Raw genomic sequence first — 290 nt, 5'->3', positions numbered from 1 at the left:
TCTTATTTATTTCGAGATACAGCAGATGAATCCCTTCCACGGTCGGCACTTTCAAGGTGAAATCATTCTTTGGGCTGTTCGTTGGTATTGTAAATATGGCATCAGCTATCGTGAACTTCAGGAAATGTTGGCCGAACGTGGTGTGAATGTCGATCACACCACGATTTATCGCTGGGTTCAGCGTTATGCTCCAGAAATGGAAAAACGTTTACGTTGGTATTGGCGTAATCCTACAGATCGACATTTATGGCATCTGGATGAAACTTACGTAAAAGTGAATGGCAAATGGG

At 42.8% G+C, this 290-nt stretch carries 1 protein-coding gene; it reads left to right on the top strand.

Going from position 1 to position 290, the window contains the following annotated elements:
* Positions 1–25 precede the first annotated feature (25 nt).
* On the top strand, positions 26–290 hold a 265-nt coding region (locus tag E2K52_RS14975; RefSeq protein WP_151205747.1), incomplete at its 3' end, for an IS6 family transposase.

Source organism: Acinetobacter sp. RF14B (assembly GCF_006864105.1).
GTDB classification, from domain to species: domain Bacteria; phylum Pseudomonadota; class Gammaproteobacteria; order Pseudomonadales; family Moraxellaceae; genus Acinetobacter; species Acinetobacter lwoffii_C.
This window is presented reverse-complemented; position numbering and strand designations above follow the sequence as displayed.